General features: G+C 67.6%; 21 protein-coding genes and 1 pseudogene. 8 read left to right on the top strand and 14 right to left on the bottom strand.

Translation table 11 applies throughout. The annotated features are described in order from the left end of the window. Window positions 1-591 (top strand): annotated as a pseudogene (locus tag HOQ08_RS08585) (hypothetical protein); the annotation flags it as partial. A gap of 64 nt (window positions 592-655) precedes the next feature. Here the strand turns inward: HOQ08_RS08585 and HOQ08_RS08590 are convergent. The 7 genes from HOQ08_RS08590 to miaA form a co-directional block, all read right to left on the bottom strand. Continuing rightward, window positions 656-1948, bottom strand: coding sequence for an adenylosuccinate synthase (locus tag HOQ08_RS08590; RefSeq protein ID WP_291193306.1), 1293 nt, complete (start codon window positions 1946-1948; stop codon window positions 656-658). A 57-nt stretch (window positions 1949-2005) separates the two neighbouring features. Beyond that, the gene (locus tag HOQ08_RS08595; protein ID WP_291193308.1) at window positions 2006-2191 is read right to left on the bottom strand and encodes a DUF2065 family protein; all 186 of its coding nucleotides are present in this window, start codon (window positions 2189-2191) and stop codon (window positions 2006-2008) included. A 4-nt stretch (window positions 2192-2195) separates the two neighbouring features. Beyond that, window positions 2196-3062, bottom strand: coding sequence for a protease modulator HflC (gene hflC, locus HOQ08_RS08600; RefSeq protein WP_291193310.1), 867 nt, complete (start codon window positions 3060-3062; stop codon window positions 2196-2198). Beyond that, window positions 3059-4108, bottom strand: coding sequence for an FtsH protease activity modulator HflK (gene hflK / locus HOQ08_RS08605; protein ID WP_291193312.1), 1050 nt, complete (start codon window positions 4106-4108; stop codon window positions 3059-3061). The genes hflC and hflK overlap by 4 nt, the downstream gene beginning before the upstream one ends. 356 nt (window positions 4109-4464) lie before the next feature. After that, window positions 4465-5772 (bottom strand): ribosome rescue GTPase HflX, encoded by a 1308-nt coding sequence (gene hflX / locus HOQ08_RS08610; protein ID WP_291193314.1) that lies wholly within the window; start codon window positions 5770-5772, stop codon window positions 4465-4467. 175 nt (window positions 5773-5947) lie between these two features. Further along, window positions 5948-6217, bottom strand: coding sequence for an RNA chaperone Hfq (hfq, locus tag HOQ08_RS08615; protein ID WP_291193316.1), 270 nt, complete (start codon window positions 6215-6217; stop codon window positions 5948-5950). Window positions 6218-6356: 139 nt separating this feature from the next. After that, window positions 6357-7295: a tRNA (adenosine(37)-N6)-dimethylallyltransferase MiaA gene (gene miaA, locus HOQ08_RS08620; RefSeq protein WP_291193318.1), complete on the bottom strand. Its 939-nt coding sequence runs from the start codon at window positions 7293-7295 to the stop codon at window positions 6357-6359. A gap of 181 nt (window positions 7296-7476) precedes the next feature. Between miaA and HOQ08_RS08625 the strand changes: the two genes are divergently transcribed. From HOQ08_RS08625 to kbl, 3 genes are all read left to right on the top strand, one after another. Beyond that, window positions 7477-7725: a hypothetical protein gene (locus HOQ08_RS08625; RefSeq protein ID WP_291193320.1), complete on the top strand. Its 249-nt coding sequence runs from the start codon at window positions 7477-7479 to the stop codon at window positions 7723-7725. Between the two features lie 237 nt (window positions 7726-7962). Next, window positions 7963-8997: an L-threonine 3-dehydrogenase gene (gene tdh, locus HOQ08_RS08630; protein ID WP_291193322.1), complete on the top strand. Its 1035-nt coding sequence runs from the start codon at window positions 7963-7965 to the stop codon at window positions 8995-8997. 4 nt (window positions 8998-9001) lie between these two features. Further along, on the top strand, window positions 9002-10198 hold the full coding sequence (gene kbl, locus HOQ08_RS08635; RefSeq protein ID WP_291193324.1) for a glycine C-acetyltransferase: 1197 nt from the start codon (window positions 9002-9004) through the stop codon (window positions 10196-10198). A 228-nt stretch (window positions 10199-10426) separates the two neighbouring features. On the opposite strand, the gene HOQ08_RS08640 is transcribed toward kbl, so the two are convergent. The 3 genes from HOQ08_RS08640 to HOQ08_RS08650 all read right to left on the bottom strand — a co-directional run bounded on the left by HOQ08_RS08640 (window position 10427) and on the right by HOQ08_RS08650 (window position 14227). Further along, the gene (locus HOQ08_RS08640) at window positions 10427-11179 is read right to left on the bottom strand and encodes a pseudouridine synthase (protein ID WP_291193326.1); all 753 of its coding nucleotides are present in this window, start codon (window positions 11177-11179) and stop codon (window positions 10427-10429) included. Between the two features lie 121 nt (window positions 11180-11300). Beyond that, a complete protein-coding gene (locus tag HOQ08_RS08645; RefSeq protein ID WP_291193328.1) occupies window positions 11301-12443 on the bottom strand; it encodes an OmpA family protein in 1143 nt (380 codons plus the stop codon). A 332-nt stretch (window positions 12444-12775) separates the two neighbouring features. Beyond that, complete coding sequence (locus tag HOQ08_RS08650) at window positions 12776-14227, bottom strand: bifunctional 2-methylcitrate dehydratase/aconitate hydratase (protein WP_291193330.1); 1452 nt, start codon at window positions 14225-14227, stop codon at window positions 12776-12778. A 320-nt stretch (window positions 14228-14547) separates the two neighbouring features. On the opposite strand from HOQ08_RS08650, the gene HOQ08_RS08655 reads away from it, so the two are divergent. Further along, a complete protein-coding gene (locus HOQ08_RS08655) occupies window positions 14548-15231 on the top strand; it encodes a TerC family protein (RefSeq protein ID WP_291193332.1) in 684 nt (227 codons plus the stop codon). A 170-nt stretch (window positions 15232-15401) separates the two neighbouring features. On the opposite strand, the gene prpC is transcribed toward HOQ08_RS08655, so the two are convergent. From prpC to HOQ08_RS08675, 4 genes are all read right to left on the bottom strand, one after another. Continuing rightward, window positions 15402-16547, bottom strand: coding sequence for a 2-methylcitrate synthase (gene prpC, locus HOQ08_RS08660; protein ID WP_291193334.1), 1146 nt, complete (start codon window positions 16545-16547; stop codon window positions 15402-15404). Between the two features lie 49 nt (window positions 16548-16596). Then, the gene (gene prpB / locus HOQ08_RS08665) at window positions 16597-17484 is read right to left on the bottom strand and encodes a methylisocitrate lyase (RefSeq protein WP_291193336.1); all 888 of its coding nucleotides are present in this window, start codon (window positions 17482-17484) and stop codon (window positions 16597-16599) included. Window positions 17485-17757: 273 nt separating this feature from the next. Then, on the bottom strand, window positions 17758-18744 hold the full coding sequence (locus HOQ08_RS08670) for a malate dehydrogenase (protein WP_291193338.1): 987 nt from the start codon (window positions 18742-18744) through the stop codon (window positions 17758-17760). Between the two features lie 64 nt (window positions 18745-18808). Further along, window positions 18809-20008 carry an aminotransferase class I/II-fold pyridoxal phosphate-dependent enzyme gene (locus tag HOQ08_RS08675; RefSeq protein WP_291193340.1) on the bottom strand — a complete coding sequence of 400 codons (1200 nt, stop codon included), beginning with the start codon at window positions 20006-20008 and terminating at the stop codon, window positions 18809-18811. A gap of 172 nt (window positions 20009-20180) precedes the next feature. Between HOQ08_RS08675 and HOQ08_RS08680 the strand changes: the two genes are divergently transcribed. The 3 genes from HOQ08_RS08680 to HOQ08_RS08690 are packed head-to-tail and all read left to right on the top strand — an operon-like array spanning window position 20181 to window position 22350. Beyond that, window positions 20181-21065: a DUF6662 family protein gene (locus HOQ08_RS08680; RefSeq protein ID WP_291193342.1), complete on the top strand. Its 885-nt coding sequence runs from the start codon at window positions 20181-20183 to the stop codon at window positions 21063-21065. Window positions 21066-21079: 14 nt separating this feature from the next. After that, the gene (locus HOQ08_RS08685; protein WP_291193344.1) at window positions 21080-21604 is read left to right on the top strand and encodes an FMN-binding protein; all 525 of its coding nucleotides are present in this window, start codon (window positions 21080-21082) and stop codon (window positions 21602-21604) included. Further along, window positions 21601-22350, top strand: coding sequence for an FAD:protein FMN transferase (locus tag HOQ08_RS08690; protein WP_291193346.1), 750 nt, complete (start codon window positions 21601-21603; stop codon window positions 22348-22350). The genes HOQ08_RS08685 and HOQ08_RS08690 overlap by 4 nt, the downstream gene beginning before the upstream one ends. The last annotated feature ends 146 nt before the right edge of the window (window positions 22351-22496 follow it).

The raw sequence follows: 22496 nt of genomic DNA on the forward strand, positions 1-22496 counted from the left end.
GCAGCCGCCGATGCCTCCGGCGCGCGTGGTGCCGTGGCCGATGCCGCGGGCCGGGCGGCCGGCCAGGCACGTTCGGCCGTCTCGACGTCCAGACACGGCGCCGAGGACGCCATCGGCCGCGCGCACGACGCCGCCGGCAACACGTCTGCCGGCGCCAACGGAGCAGCCGAAGGCACGGCCGCCGGCGCGATGAATGCAGCCCGGCAGACCCCCACCGGCAGCGACACGCGGTCGGCCGGCGTAGCCGGTGCGCTGGGCGCGGATGCCTCCGGCGATGCATCGCGACAGGCGTCCGCGAACCCACGCGGGACGGACGAGCCGTCGGGCGGCGAAACGGCCGGCAAGCAGGGCTTGCTGTCGCGGGCGTCCGGTGCGTCGCAGGGCAACGATGGGAAGTCGATCGACCTGTCGGGCTCGGGCGCAGCCGATGGCGACGCGGCAGCCCACTCGAACTCCGGCGCGAACGCATCGTCGGGCGCCAGCGGCCGTGGCAACGCCCGGGCCGGTGTCCACGGTTCTTCGCGCCATGGCGTCTCCACGACGGCCCATGCCGATGGTGACGCAGGATTCGACGCCAACGCGCAGCATTGAGGAATCCACGGAAAAAAGGAGCCCCCGCAAGCGGGGGCTCCTTCGTTTCGATGTACGGCCGGCCTCAGGCGAACGGATCGTCCAACACGATGGTGTCCTCGCGGTCGGCACCGGTGGCGACGATGGCGAGCTTGCAGCCGGAGAGTTCCTCCACCGCGCGCAGGTAGGCGCGGGCGGCGGCGGGCAGCTTGTTCCAGTCGCGGATGCCGGCGGTGGACTCCTCCCAGCCGGGGAACTCCAGGTACACCGGCTTGCACTCGGCCCAGCCGTCGGCATCCAGCGGCGCCAGCTCGCGGCGCTTGCCACGGTATTCGTAGGCCACGCAGACCTTGATCGACGGCAGGCCGTCGAGCACGTCGAGCTTGGTGATGGCCAGGCCGTTGATGCCGTTGATCTGCACCGCGCGCTTGAGCGCCACCAGGTCGATCCAGCCGCAGCGGCGCGGGCGCCCGGTGCTGGCGCCGAACTCGTTGCCGACCTTGCGCAGGCGCTCGCCCATCTCGTCGTTGAGCTCGGTGGGGAACGGGCCGCCGCCCACGCGCGTGGCGTAGGCCTTGCAGATCCCCAGCACGTAGTCGATGTCGCCTGCGCCCACGCCCGTGCCGGCCAGCGCGCCGCCGACGGTGGTGTTGGACGAGGTGACGTAGGGATAGGTGCCGTGGTCGATGTCCAGCAGCGCGCCCTGCGCGCCTTCGTACAGGATGTTGCCGCCCTCGCGGCGCACGTCGTGCAGGATGGTGGCCACGTCGTCGACCAGCGGACGGATGTACTCGCCCCAGGCAAGCGCGTCGTCGAGCACCTTCTGGTAGTCGACCGGCTCGCTTTTGAGCCACTGGGTGAGGATGAAGTTGTGGTACTCGACCGCGGCCTTGATCTGCGCGGGCAGCTCGTGCGGGTACATCAGGTCGGCCACGCGGATCGAGCGGCGGGCGACCTTGTCCTCGTAGGCCGGACCGATGCCGCGGCCGGTGGTGCCGATCGCGCTCTTGCCGGCGGCCGCCTCGCGCGCCTTATCCACCGCGATGTGGTAGGGCATGATCAGCGGCGTGGCCGGGCTGATCTTCACGCGCGAGCGCACGTCCACGCCGTTGCCTTCCAGCTCGGCGATCTCGTTGATCAGCGCCTCGGGCGAGAGCACCACGCCGTTGCCGATCAGGCACAGCGCGTCTTCGCGCAGGATGCCCGAAGGGATCAGGTGCAGCACCGTCTTCTTGCCCTTGATGACCAGCGTGTGGCCGGCGTTGTGGCCGCCCTGGAAACGCGCCACCGCGCCGACCCGCTCGGTCAGCAGGTCGACGATCTTGCCCTTGCCTTCGTCGCCCCACTGGGCTCCAAGGATGACGACTGACTTGCCCATGAAAGTTCTCGCTCGTTGGGTGCTCCGCGCGGGAGCCGTGGGTTTGGAAAAAAGGTTTCAGCGCACCAGCTGCAGCGCGGCCAGCCCGGCGATCACCGCGACCGCGCCGCACACGCGCAGCGTGCGCGGCTTGAGCCCCAGCGCCTGTCGCACCATCCACTGCCAGTGGCGCGGCGCGGCGAACAGCACCAGGCCTTCGAGCACCAGCACCAGGCACAGCGCGATGGCGAGCTCGTGCGGCATGGAATCAGCGCTTGCTGGCGCTGTCGTTGAAATAGCGCAGCAGCTCCGAATCAGGCTTTAGCACCAGCGTGTCCTTGCCGCCGGTGAAGCCCTTCTTGTACGCCAGCAGGCTTCGATAGAACGCGAAGAATTCCGGATCCTGGCCGTAGGCCTGCGCGTAGATGGCCGCTGCTTCGGCGTCGCCCTGGCCGCGCACGGTGGCCGCGTCGCGGTCGGCATCGGCGCGCAGCACCTGGCCCTGGCGATCGGCGTCGGCGCGGATCTTCTCCGCCTGCTCCTGGCCGGTGTAGCGCAGTTCGTTGGCCAGCTGCAGGCGCTCGGCGCGCATGCGCTTGTAGACCGATTCGCTGACTTCCTCGGGCAGGTCGATGCGCTTGATGCGCACGTCGACCACGGCAATGCCCAGGTTCTTGCGCGCGGCGGCATCGGTCTGCCTGAGCACGCGCTCGGTGATGTCCTTGCGGCCGCCGGCGATCAGGTCCTGCAGCGTGCGGGAGTTGAATTCGAAGCGCAGCGCGTCCTTGACCACAGGTGCCAGACGCTGCGCCGCCTGGTTGGCATCGCCGCTGGTGGCGCGGTAGTAGGCAGCGTTATTGGCAATGCGCCACTTCACGTAGAAATCGACGTTGACGCTCTTCTTCTCGGAGGTGAAGTAGCGCTCCGGCGGAGCGTCCAGCCCCTGGATGCGGCTGTCGAAGCGCACCACCTGCTGGATCAGCGGCGCCTTGACGTGCAGGCCGGGGGCATAGTCGGTCTGCACGATGCGGCCGAACTGCAACAGCAGTGCGCTCTGCCCTTCGCGCACCACGAAGGCGCTGTTGAAGCCAAGCAGCAGCACCAGCACGGCAATCACCAACCAGACGTATTTCATGGCTGGTTCCCCTTGTCGGCGCCCTCATCGGATGCGGCGGTGGCGGTGGTGGCGGCGGTCGCCGGGCTTGCCGCCGGAGCCGACGGCAGGTTGATGATGGTGCGGCCGTTCGAGCCGTCGATCACCTTCTGGTTGCCGGCCATCACCTGCTCCATCGTCTCCAGCCACAAGCGCTTGCGGGTGACTTCCGGCGCCGCCTTGTACTGCGCCAGCAACAGCTGGAACTGCTGCGCGTCGCCCTGCGCATGGGCGATGCGCGCGGCCTTGTAGCCCGCCGCCTCGGCGGCGATGCGCGCGGCGTCGCCGCGGGCCACCGGCACGACCTTGTTGGCATAGGCCAGCGCACCGTTCTCGATGCTCTGCTTGTCCTCGCGCGCCTTGTTGACGTCGTCGAAGGCGTCCTTGACCTCGGCCGGCGGCGCGACGTTCTGGAAGCTCACCGCGGTCACCTGCAGCCCGCAGTGGTAGCCGTCGAGGGTCCTCTGCAGGGCCTGGCCCGCCTCGTCCACCAGCGCGGCGCCCTCGCCGGAAAGAATGGTGTCCATGTCGCTGCGGCCGATCACCGAGCGCACGGCCGCCTCGGAGGCGGCGGCAATGGTTTCTTCCACGTCGTCGACCGTGAACAGGTAGGCGCGTGCGTCCGAAACCTGGTACTGCACGGTGAAGTCGATGGTGATGATGTTCTCGTCGCGCGTGAGCATGCGAACGCTGTCCTGCAGCGAGCGCACGCGCGTCGTCTCCACCTTGGTCACCGTCTCGAGCGGCTGCGGCAGCTTGAAGTGGAAGCCAGGCGGCAGCGTGCGCGCATACTGGCCGAAGCGCAGCACGACGCCGGCCTGGCGGGCGTCGACGATCGTGTAGCTGCTCAACAGCAGCCACGCCAGCACCAACGCCAGCACGATCGTAACGATGCCGCCCGGGCCGCCGTGCTTGCCCAGGCGCGCGCGCAGGCGCTTGAGCGCATCCTCCAGGCCAGGCTTGTTGCCGCTGGGGCGCTTGGTGTTCCAGGGATCGCGCTGGCCGCCGCCAGGCTCGTTCCAGGCCATCGTCTAGTCTCCTTGGAGCAAGGGGCAGGCCGGCGGGGCAAGCCGGGAAACGCGTTGCGGAATCAGGGCCATGGAACGCAGCGTCGAGGTCGGAATGGGCGGACCGCGGCGCGCCGCGGAGCGATCTCGGTGCGGGCGGGCGAACGCCGCACAAACGCCGCGTAGTCTAGCAGAGGTGGGCCGGGCATGGCCCGGTTGCGGCGGATGGCGATTCATGCCCTGGCTGTGGCGTGCTGCATGGAGGAATTTGCCGGGGTTGGCGCGACGCCAGCCCCCGCCCCCTCTTGAAGGAAGACCTTCAAGCCGTGCCGCGCCCACTTTCAAGAGAGGGCCGGGACAAAAGGCGAGCACCCCGCCTACATGGCGTCCGGTACTCCGAGCACGCCACGCAGCAGCGCCGCGTCGTGCGCGTTGCCGCCGCCCAGCGGTGCGATCACGCTGCGCGGCGCGTCGATGTGCAGGTGCCAGCCGTGCTCGTCCACCGACTCCTCGGCGATCGCGCCGGCTGCGCGCAGGCGCGCGTGCAGGCGCCCGGCGGACAGCGGCAGCTGCAGTTCGGTGCGTACGCGCTCGCCGCCTAGGAGCTCGCCCAGCGCCTGGCGCAACAGCTCCAGCCCTTCGCCGGTGGCAGCGGAGAGCCAGACCTGCACCGGGCGGCCATCGCCGTCGCGCACGATCCTAGGCGCCGCGCCGGCCAGGTCGATCTTGTTCATCACGTGCAGCTGCGGCACCTCGCCGGCACCGATCTCCTCCAGCACGCCGTCGACCACGCGATGCAGGCGTTCGCGCTCCTCGTCGGCGGCATCGCTGACGTGCAGCAGCAGGTCCGCATCGCGCGCCTCGGCCAAGGTGGCGCGGAAGGCGGCAACCAGGTCGTGCGGCAGCTCGCGAATGAAGCCCACGGTATCGGCCAGCACGGCTGGGCCGCAGGACAGGTCCTCGATCTTGCGCACGGTCGGGTCGAGGGTGGCGAACAACAGATTCGCGGCGAACACCTCGCCTTCGGTCAGCGCATTGAACAGCGTGGACTTGCCGGCATTGGTGTAGCCGACCAGCGCCACGCGCGGCACCGTGTTGCGCAGGCGCGCGCGGCGCTGCTGGGTGCGCTGGGTCTGCACCTTTTCCAGCCGCTTGGCGAGCATCTTGACGCGCTCGCCGAGCAGGCGGCGGTCGGTTTCCAACTGCGTCTCGCCGGGTCCACGCAGGCCGATGGCGCCACCGCGCTGGCGCTCCAGGTGGGTCCAGCCGCGCACGAGGCGGGTGGCCAGGTGCTTGAGCTGCGCCAGCTCCACTTCCAGCTTGCCTTCGTGCGAGCGGGCGCGCTGGGCGAAGATGTCCAGGATCAACCCGGCGCGATCGACCACGCGCACCGCCAACAACTTCTCCAGGTTGCGCTCCTGCACCGGGGTGAGCAGGTGGTCGACCAGCACCACGTCCGCCTCGGTGGCGCGCACCGCCTCGGCGATCTCCTCGGCCTTGCCCGTGCCGATGTAGTAGCGGGGGTTGGGATCCTCCACCCGCGCGCTCACGCTGGCGAGCACTTCGGCGCCGGCGGAGCGCACCAGCTCGGCGAACTCCTGCGCACGGCGGGCCGTGTCGCCCTCGCCGCGGGTATGCGGCAGGACCAATACGGCGCGTTCGCCCTTCTTCTGTCTATCGAACACTAGGTGGGGATGGCCTGGCGGAAACGTTTCGCGCCGCGGACTGGGCGCCCGCGGCAAGGGATCGAAGGCGGCATTGTATGCCGATCACCGCGTGCGGATGGCATCAGGACATGCATGGGATGCGTGGCCGCCGACGGGCCAGGCAACCCGTCGGCGACCAGGCATGCATGTGCCTCTAGTCTTCGCCCTCGGCCTGCTCGGCGTGCGCATCGGCATGGGCGTCGTGGCCGTTGCCCATGCGCACGTTGCGGCTGGGCACCACGGTGGAGATGGCGTGTTTGTAGACCATCTGGCTCACCTGGTTGCGCAGCAGCACCACGAACTGGTCGAAAGACTCGATCGTGCCCTGCAGCTTGATGCCGTTCACCAGGTAGATGGCGACCGGAACGCGCTCGCGGCGAAGCGCGTTGAGAAACGGATCCTGCAATGACTGCCCTTTGGACATGTTGTTGTACCCCCTCGCGAACCATCGCGGGCCGGAGAAAAGACGCGCAAGCGGCGACCGGCCCAAGTCGACGGGATATTAACCGCTTTTAAATGGCGGGCGGAAGCTGGAACAGGACATGGGTCGCAGCTGGCGAGCTCTACAGGAAAAGTTCCAGCGCATCGCACGCGCGACCGAGCAGGCCGGTTCGTTCCGGATCGAGCAGGCGCGCATCCAATTCCGCCCGCAGCCAGGTGATCTGCCGTTTGGCCAACTGGCGTGTGGCGAAGATGCCCCGATCGCGGAAGGTGGGCGCATCCGTCGCGCCCTCCAGATGCTCCCAGGCCTGCCGGTAGCCGACCGCACGCAGCGCCGGCAAGTCCGGGTGCAGGTCGCCGCGGTCGCGCAGGGAGCGCACCTCGTCCAGGAAGCCGGCGGCCAGCATGGCGTCGAAACGCTGCGCGATGCGTGCGTGCAGCGTGCCCCGCTCGGCTGGAAGCAGCGCGAGCTTGAGCACCCGCCATGGGAAGCGTTCGCCGCCACCGCCAGTCTGCTGCTCGGACAATGGCCGGCCGGTCAGCTCGATCACTTCCAGCGCGCGCTGCAGGCGCTGGGCGTCGTTGGGGCCGATGCGGGCGGCAGCCGCAGGATCCAGCCCGGCCAGCCGGACATGCAAGGCCGGCCAGCCGCACGACGCCGCCTCGGCCGCCAGCCGGGCGCGGATCGCCGGCGCGGCATCCGGCAGCGCTGAAAGGCCACGTTGCAAGGCGCGGAAATAAAGACCGGTGCCGCCGACCAGCAACGGCACACGACCCTGCGCATGGATGCGCGCCATGGCCTCGAGCGCGTCGGCGCGGAAGTCGGCCGCCGAGTAGGGTTCGGATGGATCGCGCAGGTCGAGCAGCGCATGCGGATGGCACGCCAGCGTTTTGGCATCCGGCTTGGCCGCGCCGATGTCCAGCCCGCGGTAGACCAGCGCCGAATCCACGCTCACCAGTTCCAGCGCAAAGCGCTCGCGCAGCGCGCAGGCCAGCGCCGTCTTGCCCGACGCGGTCGGGCCCATCAGGAACACGGCAAGCGGGCGCGCATCGGCAGGCATCGGCCCATTGTAGGCGGCACCCGCGCGCGCTCCAGCGCGCGGCTGCGGCGGGACGCTGGTTTTCCGGGGTGAACCCGGTCACGTTCCTAGGAGATACGTTGTCCTCGACCCCTGCGGCGGCTTGCCTGCGCATCCGCGCGGGCGCACCATCGGCATACAGCGACCACATAGAATTCACGCGATGGCGCAGCGCATCGACGCAGAACACGACCAGGAAGGTGGGCAGGGGGCTGTCGTCAGCCTGCGGCCAGGAACCGCCGCGCCCGCGCCCCGGAACCGCCCGGCGGCGCCTACCGCCCCCTCGCCTGCCGCGCAGGAAGATCCGGCGGGCGGCAAGCCTATCTGGGACAAGAACAATTTCGGTTTCTGGCTGGCGGTATGCATCGTCGTCAGCCTGGTCTTCTCGATCGTCTACCGCGCACTGGCCTGACCCCGAAGGAAACAAAGAGCCGCGCCTTTCGGGGCGCGGCTTTTTATGTTGCGCGGCCACTGCCTGTGCCCGAACGCCGGGCTCGCCGGAGCCCGCATCAACCGCCGCCATGCAGCGACTGCAGCCTTGGCCGCCACACGACCCGTGGCGTGCGGCATCGCACCAAGAGCGGATGAGCAGCGAGGGCATATAATTGTCGTTTCCCCACTGCATCCGGCCCTTGGCCGATGGATACCCATGCCGCAGACAATGAAGGCCCTGGTCAAGCGCAAGCCCGAGCAGGGCATCTGGATGGAAGAGGTGCCGGTTCCGCAGATCGGCCCCAACGAGGTGCTGATCAAGGTCGAGAAGACCGCCATCTGCGGCACCGACTTGCACATCTACAAGTGGGACGAGTGGTCCCAGCGCACCATCGTTCCGGGCCTGACCATCGGCCACGAGTTCGTCGGCCGCATCGCGGAACTGGGCAGCGCAGTGACCGGCTACAAGGTCGGCGACCGCGTCTCGGCCGAGGGCCACATCGTCTGCGGGCATTGCCGCAACTGCCGCGCCGGCCGCCAGCATCTGTGCCCGAACACCGTCGGCATCGGCGTCAACCGCAACGGTGCCTTCGCCGAATACGTGGCCGTACCCTCTTCCAACCTGTGGCCGATTCCCGATCAGATCCCGAGCGAACTGGCCGCTTTCTTCGATCCCTACGGCAATGCCGCGCATTGCGCGCTGGAGTTCGACCTGATCGGCGAGGACGTGCTGATCACCGGCGCCGGCCCGATCGGCGTGATCGCCGCGGGCATCTGCAAGCACGTGGGCGCGCGCAACGTGGTGGTCACCGACGTCAACGACTACCGCCTCAAGCTCGCCGCCGACATGGGCGCCACGCGCGTGGTCAACGTGGCCAACCAGTCGCTCAAGGACGTGGTCAAGGACCTGCACATGGAAGGTTTCGACGTCGGCCTGGAGATGAGCGGCAACCCGCGCGCCTTCAACGACATGCTCGAGGTGATGTACCACGGCGGCAAGGTCGCCATGCTCGGCATCATGCCGCGCGGCGCCGGCATCGACTGGGACAAGGTGATCTTCAAGGGCCTCACCCTGCAAGGGATCTACGGCCGGCGCATGTACGAGACCTGGTACAAGATGACCCAGATGGTGTTGACCGGCTTCCCGCTGCAGAAAGTGCTGACCCACCAGATCGCCATCGACGATTTCCAGAAGGGCTTCGACCTGATGGATGCGGGCCAGTGCGGCAAAGTCGTCTGCTCCTGGACCTGACGCCATGACCTATACCGCCAAAGACCGCTACGCCGCCGAACTGGACTCCATCCGCGAACAAGGCCTGTTCAAGGGCGAGCGCATCATCGTCTCGCCGCAGTCGGCCGAGATCACGCTGGCCAACGGCCGCAAGGTGCTCAACTTCTGCGCCAACAACTACCTGGGCCTGGCCGACCATCCCGACGTGATCGCCGCCGCCAAGGAAGCGCTGGACACGCATGGCTTCGGCATGGCGTCGGTGCGATTCATCTGCGGCACGCAGGACCTGCACAAGCAGCTGGAAGCGAAGATCGCCGAGTTCTTCGGCACGCAGGACACCATCCTCTACGCCGCCTGCTTCGACGCCAACGGCGGCCTGTACGAGCCGCTCTTGGGCGAGGAGGACGCGATCATCTCCGACGCGCTCAACCACGCCTCGATCATCGACGGCATCCGCCTGTGCAAGGCCAAGCGCTTCCGCTACGCCAACTGCGACATGGCGGACCTGGAGAAGCAGCTGCAGGCGGCCGACGCCGCCGGCGCGCGCACCAAGCTGATCACCTCCGACGGCTCGTTCTCGATGGATGGCTTCATCGCGCCGCTGGACCAGATCACCGCGCTGGCGAAGAAATACAACGCGATGGTGCACATCGACGAATGCCACGCCACCGGCTTCCTGGGTGCCACCGGCCGTGGCTCGGCCGAAGTGCATGGCGTGATGGACAAGGTCGACATCTTCACCGGCACGCTGGGCAAGGCGCTCGGCGGCGCGCTGGGCGGCTTTACCACGGGACCTGCGGAAGTGATCGAGTTGCTGCGCCAGCGCTCGCGTCCGTACCTGTTCTCCAACTCGCTGCCGCCGCACGTGGTGGCCGCGGCGATCAAGGTGTTCGACATGCTGGTCTCGGCCGGCGAGCTGCGCACGCGCGTGCAGGAGAACACGGCCTATTTCCGCAAGGCGATGACCGATGCCGGCTTCGACATCAAGCCGGGCGTGCACCCGATCGTGCCGGTGATGATCTACGACGCGCCCAAGGCGCAGGCGATGGCCACCGCGCTGCTGGAGGAGGGCATCTACGTCACCGGCTTCTTCTACCCCGTGGTGCCCCAAGGCCAGGCGCGTATCCGCACGCAGATGAGCGCCGCGCACACGCGCGAGCACCTGGACCGGGCGATCGCGGCGTTCACCAAGATCGGCAGGCAACTGGGCGTGGTCGGCTGAGTTTGCCGCGCCTCCCCCTCATTCGGGGAGAACGTCAAGACAGGGTACCCACAGCTGGCCGGCAGGCATCGGGCAACGAGGCCGGCGCCTGCCGTCACGGATCCCTGGCTGGAAGCTGATCGTTTCAGGGCGATGGCGCTGCGTTTCGGTATCCGCAGGGCGCACGGCGGAGGCATCGTTGCCGAGCGCAGCCTGGTCGCCTTCCGCGGGAACGCAAGGTCGCGGCGCTCAGCGGCGCCTGAGTGCGGCGACTTCGGCCTCTTCCAGATGCCGCCATTGCCCCTTGGGCAATTCACCCAGCGCCAGCTGGCCGATGGCCACGCGCACCAGCCGCAGCACGCCGATGCCATGAGCAGCGAGCAGCCGGCGGATGTGCCGGTTGCGGCCTTCGTCCAGCACGATTTCGAGCCAGGCGTTCTTTTCGCCGGCACGCAGCAACGCGACCCGCTGCGCGGCCAGCCGCTCGCCCTGGTCGACTACGCCCTCCCGCAACCGTGCCAGCAGGGCCGCATCCGGGATGCAGTCGACCTGTACGTGATAGGCCTTGTCGCAGTGCGTGGCCGGATCGGTGATGCCGGCGGCCCACAGCGTGTCGTTGCTCAGCAACAGCAGGCCTTCGCTGGCCTTGTCCAGCCGCCCGACCGGGCCGAGCCATGGCAGCCCGGCGGCGGCCAGTGCGTCGTAGACGGTGGCGCGGCCGCGCTCGTCCGTGGCGCTGACCACCAGGCCTCGTGGTTTGTTGAACATCACGTAGATGCGTTGTGCCGCGGCCAGCGGCCGGCCATCGACCGTGATGCCGTCCTGGCCCATGCGAACCGGGTGTTGCGGATCGCGCACCACCTGCCCCTCCAGCGCCACCCTGCCGGCACGGATCCATCGCTCGGCCTCGCTGCGGGAACAGGCGCCCTGCTTGGACAGCACGCGCGCCAGTCCGTGGCGGGTTGCAGCGGCTGGCGTGAGGGGACGTGGGGCTCGGGACATCCGGGCAAGCGTATCGGCGCTGATGGAGCGCCCGCAAGAATGGCTTCGCGCGGGGCCCGCCGTTCACCAAAAGAAAAGCCCGGCCGAAGCCGGGCTTTTCCCTATCACTTGCACGATCCGTTTACTGCTGGACCTGCAGCTCCGTGCGGCGGTTGCGCGCGCGGCCGGCATCCGTGTCGTTGCTGTCGATCGGATCGTTCTTGCCGTGGCCAAGCGGGCCTTCCAGGCGGCTGGCGTCGATGCCGTGCGAGGTCAGGTAGTCGTACACGATCTTCGCGCGACGCTCGGACAGCGCCTGGTTGTAGGCGTCCTTGCCCACCGAGTCGGTGTAGCCGGCGACGGTCACGTGCACCTGCGGGTAACGCTGCAGGGTGTCGACGGCCTGGTCGAGGATGCCGATCGAATCGGAGGTCGGCTCGGCAAGCGCCTTGCTGATCTCGCTGGCAGCCACGTGGCCCTTCTTCGGATAGTCGAACTTGAAGTTCACGCCGCGCAGGTCGATCACGACCTTCTGCGGGCAACCATCCGGACCGACGATGGTACCGGCCGGAGTGGCCGGGCACTTGTCTTCGCAATCGTTGACGCCGTCGTTGTCGCTGTCCTTGGTGGAGCAGTCGTTGACCGGGGCCGGCGGCGGCGTGGCAGCCTGCGGGGCAGCAGCCGGCTCGCCGAAGCGGGAAACGATGCTGAAGCCCAGGAACCAGTCGCCGTAACCGCTCTTCGCGGGCTGGCTCTTGTCGTCCCAGTCGTAGCGGTAGCCGGCTTCGATGCGGACGTCGGAGCTGTCGGTGACGGTCTTGGACACGCCTGCGCCCAGTTCGGCCGCCGGCGCCCAGCCATGGTCACCACTGTTCTGGTGATGGCTGCCCATCACGCCGGCCAGCAGGTACGGACGCCAGGCGTTCCATTCGCCCGCATAGAAGCGGGCCGCGACGCCGACGTTGTTGTTGGACCAGTTGCCGCCGCCCACCGCGGTATCGCGATGGCGCTTCGTGCGGTCGACGAACAGATCGATCGAGGCATTCGGAGCGATGAAACGGCCGACGCCGAGGCCGTAGTAGAACTGGCGGCTGTTGGTATTGCGGTCGGTATCGTTGTAGTAACCGCCGATCGTCGGAGCGATGTACCAGCGACCGTCATACTCGCCCGTGCTGTTGGCAGCGGCGGTGTCACTGGCAGGGGCGGCGGTGTTGTCCTGCGCGTGAACGGCACCTACGCCGCCCAGGGCCAAGGCAATAAGGAAATACAAGCCCTTACGTTTCATCAGGTGTCTCCTTCATTTATTGATGTTCGCAGCCGTTTCACCTCGCACGGACCGCGCGTCAAACTCACTTTGACTTCCGGAAGCTTGAGCCGCCCCCTCGCTTTCGTCCCTACGGGCAAGCGGCGGGATTGTAGCAAAACCGTTAAGTCGTTCGCGCGTGCGTGGGTTCCCTGGTGAGGCCTTGTTCAGCAAAGCCCTGGCGCCCATTGCCGCCTGAGCGGCGTCTAAACAATGTGAAAACGCAGAAAACCCGGCATGAGAGCCGGGTTTTCTGTGCGCTTTGACAAACACCGGCCTGGCTGTATTGCAGGTACCGGTTTCGCCGATCGTGTTTAAAGCGTAAACAAGCCGAGGAAGCGCTGGACGGGCATGGCATCCAGCGTGGCTGGATCGGCCGCCGCTTCCAGAATGGCCTTGACCCGGTGTGCAGGCAGGTGTCCCCGCAAGGCCGCCTCGAATTTCTTCAGCAGCACCGGGATGCCTTCGGCACGGCGCTTGCGGTGACCGATCGGATAATCGATCGACACCTTTTCCGTGGACGAGCCGTCCTTGAAGAACACCTGCACCGAGTTGCCGATGTAGCGCTTGTCCGGATCGAAATAATCCTTGGTGAACTGCGGATTTTCGCGTACTTCCATCTTTGCGCGCAGCGCGTCGATGCGCGGATCGGCGGCGACGTCGTCGTTGTAGTCCTCGGCGGTGAGGCGGCCGAAGATCAGCGGCACGGCGACCATGTACTGGATGCAGTGGTCGCGGTCGGCGTAGTTGGCCAGTGGGCCTGTCTTGTCGATGATGCGCACGCCTGCTTCCTGCGTCTCGATCACGATCCTCTCGACCTGGTCGAGCTTGCCGGCCACCTGCGCGTGCAGTTGCATGGCGCATTCCACCGCCGTCTGCGCGTGGAACTCGGCCGGGAAGCTGATCTTGAACAGCACGTTCTCCATCACGTAGCTGCCGAACGGCCGCTCGAACTCGAACGCGTTGCCCTTGAAGGCCACGTCGTAGTAACCCCAGGTCTTGGCGCTCAGCGCCGACGGATAGCCGACCACGCCGCGGTAGACCGCGTTGATCGCATGAGTCACCGCGCGGCGGCAGGCGTCGCCCGCGGCCCAGCTCTTGCGCGGCCCGGTGTTGGGGGCGTGGCGGTAGGTACGCAGTGCGCCGTTGTCGATCCAGCTGTGCGACACGGCGGTGGTGATCTGCCCCTTGCTGCCGCCGAGCATGGCGGTGGCGACCGCGGTGGAGGCCAGGCGCACCAGGATCACGTGGTCCTGGCCGACGCGGTTGAAGCTGTTCTTCAGCGCGTAGCAACCCTGGATCTCGTGCGCCTTGATGGCGTAGCCGAGCACGTCGCGCACGGTGAACGGCTGGCCGCCCTCGCGCTCCGCCTTGCGGCTGAGGTAATCGGCCACCGACAGGATCGCGCCGAGGTTATCGGATGGGTGGCCCCACTCGGCGGCCAGCCAGGTGTCGTTGAAGTCCAGCCAGCGGATCTGCGTGCCGATCGCGAAGGCACCCTGCACCGGATCGAGCTCGTGGCTGGTGCCCGGCACGCGGCTGCCGCCCGGGAGGGTGGCGCCCGGCACCATCGGACCCAGGTGCTTGACGCATTCGGGGAATTTCATCGCCAGCATCGCCGTGCCCAGCGAGTCCAGCAACATGTAGCGCGCGGTGTCGTAGGCCTCCTTCGACTCGATCCGGTAGTCGGCCACGTAATTGGCGATGTCGACCATCGGCTGGTCGGGATCGGGACGAACGGCGGAGCGGATGTCGTGCGCACTCATGGGGCTTCTCGCGGCAGGAAAAACCGCGATTGTATCCGGCCATCCGCGCGGCTGCTCCCTTCCCCTGCCCTGGCGAAGGACCGCAGCAGGACACGACCCGCTTGACCGCCGCCGCACCGCCTCCGACAATCGGCGCACACCCAAAGGGGAGTAGTTCCGGAGCCGCAGCATGTGCGGCTTCGTGTGGTGATCGTCATCACGGGCGGCCCTTCCGCCCCGGTCACCCCGGCGAACCTTCGCGAACGAGACTTTTGCGGTGGCGGCGGACCCTTGCGCGTGTCCGCCGTCATCGCCATGAGTCACGCGCGACGGAACTCTCCATGGATCTCAGCGGTACCGATTTTCTTTCGGGCCTCGCGGCCATCGTCCTGCTCGACCTCGTCCTTGCCGGCGACAACGCGATCGTGATCGCGCTGGCCGCGCGCAACCTGCCGCGCTCGCTGCAACGCAAGGCCGTGTTCTGGGGCACCTTCGGCGCGGTCGCCGTGCGGGTGGCATTGACCGCAATCGTGGTCTATCTGCTGAAGCTCCCGGGCTTGATGCTGGCCGGCGGCCTGTTGCTGCTGCCGATCGCCTGGAAGCTGCTCAAGCCCGAGGGCGACTCCGCCCACCCGGTCGATCCAGCCAACAGCTTCTGGGCAGCTCTACGCACGATCGTGGTGGCCGATGCCCTGATGGGCCTGGACAACGTATTGGCCATCGCCGGCGCCTCCAAGGGGCACCTTGGGCTGGTGTTGCTGGGCCTGCTGATCAGCGTTCCGCTGGTGGTGTGGGGCTCGACGTTGATCCTCAAGTTGATCGAGCGTTTCCCGGTCGTCGTCTATCTCGGCGCAGGCGCGGTCGCGTGGACCGCCGGCCGCATGATCGCGCACGATCATCTGCTGCGCGGGTGGTTCGAAGGTCGACCCATGTTTGGCTTCGGACTGGACGCGTTGCTGATCGTGGGCATCTGCGGTGGCGGCTGGCTGGCGCAGCGTCGGCGCAAGGACCGCATGTCCGGATGAGCGGACGGTCCTACTCTCCCCGGCCGCGATCCTGGAAGCGCAACTCGATCTGCGACGGCACATTCGGCGGGAGGTCCGCGGCCAGGCCGCGGACCAGGTCACGGTCAAAGGGGGTTGGTGCACGAAGAAGGCGCCTCGCGGCCCTCTTCCCCGTCGCCCTGCCCTGCCGCTCAGCGCTTCTCGATCGGCACGTAGCTCTGGTCTTCCGGGCCGGTGTAGTTCGCGCTCGGACGGATGATCTTGCCGTCCTGGCGCTGCTCGATCACGTGCGCGCTCCAGCCGGAAGTGCGTGCGATCACGAACAGCGGCGTGAACATGGCGGTCGGCACGCCCATCATGTGGTAGGCGCTGGCCGAAAACCAGTCGAGGTTGGGGAACATCTTCTTGAGTTCCCACATCAGCTTCTCGATGCGCTCGGACACCTCGAACAGCGTCGGATTGCCGCCCTCGGTGCACAGCTTGCGCGAGATTTCCTTGATGATCTCGTTGCGCGGATCGGACACCGTATACACCGGATGGCCGAAGCCGATGATGATCTCCTTGCGTTCCACGCGCGCACGGATGTCCGCCTCCGCATCGGCCGCGCTGCGGTAGCGGGCGATAATCTCCATCGCCACCTCGTTGGCGCCGCCGTGCTTGGGACCGCGCAGCGCGCCGATCGCGCCGGTGATGGCCGAGTACATGTCCGAGCCGGTGCCGGCGATCACGCGGGCGGTGAAGGTCGAGGCATTGAACTCATGCTCGGCGTACAGCACCAGCGACTTGTCCAGCGCCTGCGCGTGCAGTTCGCTGGGCGCCCTGCCGTGCAGCACGTGCAGGAAGTGCGCGGCGATCGAGTCGTCGTCGGTCTGCGTCTCCACGCGCTTGCCGTTGTGGCTGAAGTGGTACCAGTACAGCAGCATCGAGCCGAAGCTCGCCATCAGGCGGTCGGCGATGTCGCGCGCGCCGGTGAGGTTGTGGTCCTCCTTCTCCGGCAGCACGGTGCCCAGCACCGAGCAGCCGGTGCGCAGCACGTCCATCGGGTGGGTCGCCGCCGGCAGCAATTCCAGCGCGCCCTTGACCGGCGCCGGCAGACCGCGCAGGCGCTTCAGCCTGGCCTTGTAGTTCTGCAGTTCGGTCCAGTTGGGCAGCGTGCCGTACACGAGCAGGTAGGCCACTTCCTCGAAGCAGCCCTTGGCGGCCAGGTCGTGGATGTCGTAGCCGCGGTAGTGCAGGTCGTTGCCGCTGCGGCCGACCGTGCACAGCGCGGTATTGCCGGCCGGAACGCCGGACAGCGCGACGGATTTCTTGGCCTTGGGGAGGGCTTGCTCGGTCATCGGTGTCTCCTGGGTGCAAGTTTTGGAGCCGCGGCGCGGCCGGACGCCATCAGGCTTTCTTCGCGAACAACGCGTCGAGTTTCTGCTCGTAGTCGTGGTAGCCGATGCGCTCGTACAGTTCCTCGCGCGTCTGCATCTGGTCGATCACGTTGCGCTGGTGGCCATCGCGGCGAATTGCCTGGTAGACGCTCTCGGCCGCCTTGTTCATGGCACGGAAGGCGGACAGCGGATAGAGCACGATGCCAACGCCGGCGCCACGCAGTTCCTCGACGCTGAACAGCGGCGTCTTGCCGAACTCGGTGATGTTGGCCAGCACCGGCACCTTCACCGCGTCGACGAAGCGACGATAGGTCGGCAGGTCGTAGGCCGCCTCGGCGAAGATGCCGTCGGCGCCGGCCTCGACGCAGGCGATGGCGCGCTCGATGGCCGCATCCACGCCGTCCACGGCGATGGCGTCGGTGCGCGCGATCAGGAAGAAATCCGGATCGGTCTTGGCATCGGCGGCTGCCTTGACGCGGTCGGCCATCTCGCCGGTGCTGACGATTTCCTTGCCCGGGCGGTGGCCGCAGCGCTTGGCCCCGACCTGGTCCTCGATGTGGCAAGCGGCGGCACCGAACTTGATCAGGCTCTTGACCGTGCGGGCGATGTTGAACGCGCTGGGGCCGAAGCCGGTATCGATGTCCACCATCAGCGGCAGGTCGCACACGTCGGTGATGCGACGCACGTCGGTGAGCACGTCGTCGAGCGTGTTGATCCCGAGGTCGGGCAGGCCCAGCGAGCCGGCCGCCACGCCGCCGCCGGAGAGATAGATCGCTCGATAGCCGGCGCGCCTGGCCAGCAGCGCGTGGTTGGCGTTGATCGCGCCGACGACCTGCAGCGGTTGCTCATAGGTCAGTGCAGCACGGAAACGCGCACCGGGGGACGCCATCGTCGTCATGGACTGCTCCGCGTCAAAACGCGCATTTTAGCGCAGCGGGACGCGCGAGTCCCCGCCTTGCGGGGCCGTGCGACTCGCTGGCGCATCGCACACATGTGCAGGAGCCGGATCTGGTGAACGAGATTTGGGTGGATGAGGCTTTGCTGGCGTAACTGAGGGAGGCCATGCAGGCGGCTTCCCAGCGAGAGGCCAAAGAGCCGCGACTACCGCATTGATTCGCGGGCAAGAAAAAGGGCGGCCGCGGCCGCCCTTTTTCAACCATCATCGACAGCCTTACTTCTTGGCGAACAGGTGCTCCACGCCGCCGCGCTCCTCGCGCAGCTCCTTGTCGGTGGCGTCCATGCGGGCGCGCGAGAACCCGTTGATGTCCAGGCCCTGCACGATGGCGTACTTGCCGTCCTTGCAGGTCACCGGGTAGCCGTAGATCACGCCCGGGGCGATGCCGTAGGAGCCATCCGACGGGATGCCCATCGAAACCCAGTCGCCCTCGGCCGTACCCAGCGCCCACGAACGCATGTGGTCGATCGCGGCCGAGGCGGCGGAGGCTGCCGAAGAGGCGCCGCGGGCCTTGATGATGGCCGCGCCGCGCTGCTGCACGGTCGGGATGAAGTCGTTCTCGTACCAGGCCTGGTCGACCAGCGACAGCGCGCTCTTGCCGTCCACGGTGGCGTGATGCAGGTCCGGGTACTGGGTGGAACTGTGGTTGCCCCAGATGGTGGCCTTCTTGATCGCGGTGGTGTGCTTGCCGGTTTTCTCGGCGAGCTGCGAGAGGGCGCGGTTGTGGTCCAGGCGCACCATCGCGGTGAAGCACTTCGGATCCAGGTCCGGCGCGTTCTGCTGCGCGATCAGCGCATTGGTGTTGGCCGGGTTGCCGACCACCAGCACCTTCACGTCGCGCTTGGCGTGGTCGTTCAGCGCCTTGCCCTGCGGGCCGAAGATGGCGCCGTTGGCTTCCAGCAGGTCCTTGCGCTCCATGCCCGGGCCGCGCGGACGGGCGCCGACCAGCAGCGCGTAGTCGACGTCCTTGAAGGCCACGTTGAGATCGTCGGTGGCGACCACGCCGGCCAGCGTCGGGAACGCGCAATCGTTGAGCTCCATCACCACGCCCTGCAGAGCGGGCAACGCCGGTGTGATCTCCAGCAGATGCAGGATGACCGGCTGGTCCTTGCCCAGCATGTCGCCGGCGGCGATGCGGAACAGCAGCGCGTAGCCGATCTGGCCAGCGGCGCCGGTGACGGCAACTCGAACGGGGGCTTTCATCACTTCACTCCTCAAGGCTCATGTGGCGGACGCGGGCCCGCCAAGGCAGGTAATCGGATGGTGCTCAGGCCAGTTCCGCGAAGAACTCCTGGATGCGCTTCAGGCCCGGCTCCAGCTGGGCGGTCGGGCAGGTGTAGGAGATACGCAGCGAATGAGGTTCGCCGAAGGCCGAGCCCGGCACGCAGGCCACGCCCTTGGCTTCCAGCAGCGCGGCGCAGACGTCGACGTCGCTCTCGATCACCACGCCGTTGTGGCGCTTGCCGAAGGCGACGGAGATATCCGGGAAGGCGTAGAACGCGCCCTGCGGACGCGGGCAGACCACGCCAGGGATGGCACGCAATGCGGCGACCACGGTATCGCGCTTGGCCGAGAATTCCGCGCACCTGGCTCGTGGCACGTCCTGCGGACCACCGAAGGCGGCCACTGCCGCGGCGGTGACCACTTCCGGGATGCTGGTGATGTGGTTGGAGTTGAGGGTGGTGACCGCCTTGGCCACCGCTTCGGGGCCCGCCAGCAACCCGACGCGCCAGCCCGGCATGCCGTAGGTCTTGGACACCGAGTCGACGAAAACCAGCCGCTCGCGCAGCTCCGGACGGGCGAATACGAAGTTGTGGTAGCCGATCCCGTCGAACACCATCGAGTTGTAGATGTCGTCGGTGATGATCCAGGTGTCCGGATAGCGCACCAGCACTTCCGCCAGCGCGGCGATCTCCTCGGCCGTGTAGACCATGCCGGTCGGGTTGGACGGGTTGTTGAACAGGAACACCTTCGGCTTGCGCCTCAGGGCCTCTTCCAACTGCGCCGGCGCCAGCTTGTAGTTCTGCGTCGACGGACAGGGCAGCACGTTGACCTTCGCGCCCACGATGTCGGCGATGTCGCGGTAGGTCGTCCAGTACGGCGCGGCGAAGCAGATCTCGTCGCCCTCGTCGAGCAGCGCCTCGGCCAGGTTGTAAAGCACCTGCTTGGCGCCGATGCCGATGGACAGGTTCATGCGCCCGTAGCCGGAGAAGCCCAGCGCCTCGATGTGCCTGAGGAAGGCATCCAGCAACGCTTCGGCGCCACGGTTGCTGCCGTACTGGCCCGAGTCGTGGCCGAGGGATTCGCGAGCGGCGGCGTAGACGTGCTCGCCGGGGAGGAAATTCGGTACGCCGATGGAGAAGCTGATGATGTCCCTGCCCTGTGCCTTCAATTGCCTGGCCTTCTCGGCGATGACCATGATCGCGCTTGGCTTGGCGCGGCCGACACGCTGGGCGAGCTGGGGCATGAGGGTCTCGGGACTGGGGGGAAGCGACGATTTTAACACGCCGCCTGCCCAGGCCAGCCGGGCGAATCTTCGGGCCTCCGGCGTTGCCGGCTTTCCCACATCACTTGAAAATGAGAATGCTTCTCGTTAGATTGCAGCGGCTTTCAACCTCTCCAAGAACCAAGGAACCGTCATGCGTTTGACCACGAAGGCCGCACTCGCCGTGCTGGCCCTGCTTCCGCTTGGCTCCGCCTGCGCCGGCGAATCGCCGTTCGGATGGATCTACACCGCCGACCTGCACCCCCAGGGTCGCTCGGAGTTCGAACACAAGTCCTGGCTCCAGCAGGGCCAGTCGCGTGGCGACTACAGCTACTGGAAGAACGCCGAGGAGTTCGAATACGGCGTCACCGACCGTTTCCAGCTGTCCGCCTATTTCAACTGGAGCTACGTCAACGCCTATCGCAACGGCGTCGACGGCCTCACCGGCGGCCCCGGCACCGACCTGAGCCCGCAGGAGAACCCTCTGGCGCGCCACCGCAAGACGCGCTTCGACTCGGTGTCGGTGGAGGCGATCTACCAGGTGCTCAATCCGCTGGTCGACCCGATCGGCCTGGCGCTCTACGTGGAACCGGAATGGGGTCCGCACGAGCGTGCCCTGGAATGGCGCATCATCCTGCAGAAGAACCTGCTCGACGATCGTTTCGTGCTGGCCGCCAACCTGCTGGGCGAGAGCGAGCACGAGAAGTACTACGGCGAGGTGGAGCGCGCCTCCATGCTGGACTTCAGCGCCGGCTTCTCCTGGCGCTTCACCGACAACTGGAGCGTCGGCCTGGAGACCCGCAACCACCAGGAATTCGAGGGCTACCGCTACGACTCGCGCGAGCACTCGGCATGGTTCCTCGGTCCTAACCTGCATTACGCCGCGCAGCGCTGGTGGCTCACTGCGGCCTGGCGCCACCAGTTGCCGGTGGTCAAGGCGTTCAACGAGGAACAGCGCGAGGCGGTGGTCGGCGACCGCATCTATGGCGACGAACATGCACGCAACGAATTCATGCTGAAACTCGGTATCCCGTTCTAAAGGAGGTGGCTCGCATGAAATGGCGCGCCCTTGCCCCGCTGCCGCTGGCCGCACTCGTCGCCACGCCCGCCTACGCCGCCGACTACCTGACGGTGGCGCAGGCGCAGGCGGAGTTCTTTCCCGGGCAGACGCTGGTCCAGGTGCCCGTCACGGTGGACGACGCGCTGGCCGACGCCCTGCTCGAGCGTTCCGGGGTGCACGAGCGCTTCGATCCGGGGCAGGTCTGGCGGTCGCCGCAGGGCGGTTTCTTCGTGGTCGACCACGTGGTCGGCAAGCACGAAACGATTACCTTCGCGGTGGCGCTCGACGCCCACGGCGCGGTCAAGGGCGTGGAGATCCTCAGCTACCGCGAGACCTACGGCTACGAAGTACGCGACGCGAGCTGGCGCAGGCAGTTCGTCGGCAAGACCTCGCACGATCCGGTCAAGCTCGGCGAGGACATCCGCAACGTCAGCGGCGCCACGCTCTCGTGCAAGCACGTGACGCAGGGCGTCAAGCGCGTGCTGGCGCTGTACGACCTGGTGCTGGCGAAGCTGTGATCCGACGCGCCCGCCAGCTGCTCGGCACCCTGGTCGAGATCCGCGCCGCCGCGGATCTGGCCGCGGTGGCGCGGGCGTTCGAGGCGGTCGCGCAGACGCATGCGCTGATGAGCTTCCAGGACCCGGCCAGCGAGCTGTCGCAGCTCAACCGCGAAGCCTGGCACGAGCCGGTACAGGTGCATCCGTGGACCTGGCGCGTGCTTGCCGCCGCGCGCTGGCTATACGCGCACAGCGACGGCGCATTCGACTGCACGGTGCGCGACGACACGGATGCGCGCATGGACGCGCTCGAGCTGTTGCCGCGGCGCATGGTGCGCTACACGCGCCGGCTGCGCCTGGACCTGAGCGGCATCGCCAAGGGTTTCGCGGTCGATCGCGCGCTCGACCGCCTGCGTCGCAGCGGCACGCGCGCGGTGGTGAATGCCGGCGGCGACCTGCGCGTGTTCGGGCCTGCGGAGGAGCCCATCGCGGTGCGTGATCCGGACCGGCCGCAGGAACTGCGGCCGCTCGGCACGTTGAGCAACGGCGCCTTCGCCACCAGCGCACCCTACTACAGCGAGCACGAAGGCCACTGGTCCGTGCGCGATCCACGGTGCGGCAGCAGCCCGCGCCGCTACCGCAGCGTCAGCGTGCTGGCGCCCACCTGCCTGCGCGCCGACGCCCTGACCAAGGTGGTCTGGGTACGTGGGGTGGAAGCCGCCCGCCCCCTGCTGGCGCGCATGCGCGCCGAGACGATCGTGTTGTGAGAGCTCACCATCAGCGGCCATCCCATGCCGGTTCGGGCATCCGCCTGCATCCTCTGCACTACCGGCTGCTGCTCGCCGCGCTGCTGCTGGTGGGCATCAGCGGGATCGTATGGGGCCTGCTGTGGGACGTGCTCGGGCGCGAGCCT

This window comes from Frateuria sp., from assembly GCF_013362045.1.
Taxonomy (GTDB): domain Bacteria; phylum Pseudomonadota; class Gammaproteobacteria; order Xanthomonadales; family Rhodanobacteraceae; genus Frateuria_A.

Bases quoted from the DNA above. Each gene is read 5' to 3' on its own strand.
- HOQ08_RS08680 (WP_291193342.1), top strand. From the start codon at position 20,181: ATGCGTTTGACCACGAAGGCCGCACTCGCCGTGCTGGCCCTGCTTCCG.
- HOQ08_RS08675 (WP_291193340.1), bottom strand. From the start codon at position 20,008: ATGCCCCAGCTCGCCCAGCGTGTCGGCCGCGCCAAGCCAAGCGCGATC.
- hflC (WP_291193310.1), bottom strand. From the start codon at position 3,062: ATGAAATACGTCTGGTTGGTGATTGCCGTGCTGGTGCTGCTGCTTGGC.
- HOQ08_RS08650 (WP_291193330.1), bottom strand. From the start codon at position 14,227: ATGAGTGCGCACGACATCCGCTCCGCCGTTCGTCCCGATCCCGACCAG.
- HOQ08_RS08640 (WP_291193326.1), bottom strand. From the start codon at position 11,179: ATGTCCCGAGCCCCACGTCCCCTCACGCCAGCCGCTGCAACCCGCCAC.
- prpB (WP_291193336.1), bottom strand. From the start codon at position 17,484: ATGACGACGATGGCGTCCCCCGGTGCGCGTTTCCGTGCTGCACTGACC.
- HOQ08_RS08590 (WP_291193306.1), bottom strand. From the start codon at position 1,948: ATGGGCAAGTCAGTCGTCATCCTTGGAGCCCAGTGGGGCGACGAAGGC.
- HOQ08_RS08655 (WP_291193332.1), top strand. From the start codon at position 14,548: ATGGATCTCAGCGGTACCGATTTTCTTTCGGGCCTCGCGGCCATCGTC.
- kbl (WP_291193324.1), top strand. From the start codon at position 9,002: ATGACCTATACCGCCAAAGACCGCTACGCCGCCGAACTGGACTCCATC.
- hflK (WP_291193312.1), bottom strand. From the start codon at position 4,108: ATGGCCTGGAACGAGCCTGGCGGCGGCCAGCGCGATCCCTGGAACACC.
- hfq (WP_291193316.1), bottom strand. From the start codon at position 6,217: ATGTCCAAAGGGCAGTCATTGCAGGATCCGTTTCTCAACGCGCTTCGC.
- HOQ08_RS08685 (WP_291193344.1), top strand. From the start codon at position 21,080: ATGAAATGGCGCGCCCTTGCCCCGCTGCCGCTGGCCGCACTCGTCGCC.
- HOQ08_RS08595 (WP_291193308.1), bottom strand. From the start codon at position 2,191: ATGCCGCACGAGCTCGCCATCGCGCTGTGCCTGGTGCTGGTGCTCGAA.
- miaA (WP_291193318.1), bottom strand. From the start codon at position 7,295: ATGCCTGCCGATGCGCGCCCGCTTGCCGTGTTCCTGATGGGCCCGACC.
- tdh (WP_291193322.1), top strand. From the start codon at position 7,963: ATGCCGCAGACAATGAAGGCCCTGGTCAAGCGCAAGCCCGAGCAGGGC.
- HOQ08_RS08625 (WP_291193320.1), top strand. From the start codon at position 7,477: ATGGCGCAGCGCATCGACGCAGAACACGACCAGGAAGGTGGGCAGGGG.
- HOQ08_RS08645 (WP_291193328.1), bottom strand. From the start codon at position 12,443: ATGAAACGTAAGGGCTTGTATTTCCTTATTGCCTTGGCCCTGGGCGGC.
- prpC (WP_291193334.1), bottom strand. From the start codon at position 16,547: ATGACCGAGCAAGCCCTCCCCAAGGCCAAGAAATCCGTCGCGCTGTCC.
- HOQ08_RS08670 (WP_291193338.1), bottom strand. From the start codon at position 18,744: ATGAAAGCCCCCGTTCGAGTTGCCGTCACCGGCGCCGCTGGCCAGATC.